Annotated in this window: 1 protein-coding gene and 1 pseudogene; both read right to left on the bottom strand. The window is 44.3% G+C overall.

The genetic code is table 11. The features are described from left to right. Positions 1 to 315, bottom strand: a 315-nt coding sequence (locus A3739_RS00700) for a response regulator (RefSeq protein WP_156502209.1), incomplete at its 3' end; no start/stop codon positions are given. Positions 316 to 392: 77 nt separating this feature from the next. Next, a pseudogene (locus tag A3739_RS00695) lies at positions 393 to 756 on the bottom strand (hypothetical protein); the annotation flags it as partial.

Genomic DNA, 756 nt, shown 5'->3' with positions numbered 1-756 from the left:
GAGCACATCGTAAATACCGTTTTTAATCACTTCTTCAGAAAACTCATCAGATTTTTTAGAGGTACACATGATGACAGGAACATGACTCGCGTTCGACATGGCTCGTATTTGCTTGGCAGCATCAACCCCGTTCATGCCGGGCATGAGCTGATCCATGAATATAACGTCGGGAACAGAACCACCTTCAACAATCTCAATTGCTTCTTCGCCTGAGCCTGCCATGCTCACTTCTAAATTTAGTTTTTCCAATAACTTGCGCAGAGCGAATCTTGCCACTTTGGAATCATCAACGATTAAAGCGCTCTTGATTGTCATGCTTAACCTCTTATATCTGCCGAGCAAAGCTCGATTTCAACAGTAAAATAAATGCGTTTTGGCGGATCGTGTGTCGATTACCAGCCGTCTAATTTAGGGCATTGCGTTGCACGGTAGCTTTTCGGACGATAACACACACCAGGTTCTGAAGAACGTGCCGTAAACACTTCACCTTCTTCAGTGGTGAGCGTTACTTTTCCAAAAGGTTCTCCATCTTTAAATGTACCGCTTATTTTGCTTCCGTTAGGGTTTAGTATTTCACCCTTGCCGTGATACAAGCCTTCAATAAATTGCCCTTCGTATTTCTTGCCACTGGCATACACTTCAACCCCTTTGCCGTGGAACAAACCGTTAGAGAAAGAACCTTCGTATGTGCCGCCATCTGGGTAAGTAAGGGTGCCATTGCCGTGGAATAGGTTGTCACTAAAACCACCAACATAA

The sequence above is a fragment of the Oleiphilus sp. HI0067 genome (assembly GCF_001635735.1).
The sequence above is the reverse complement of the archived record's forward strand: the minus strand, read 5'-3'. Positions and strand labels throughout refer to the sequence as shown.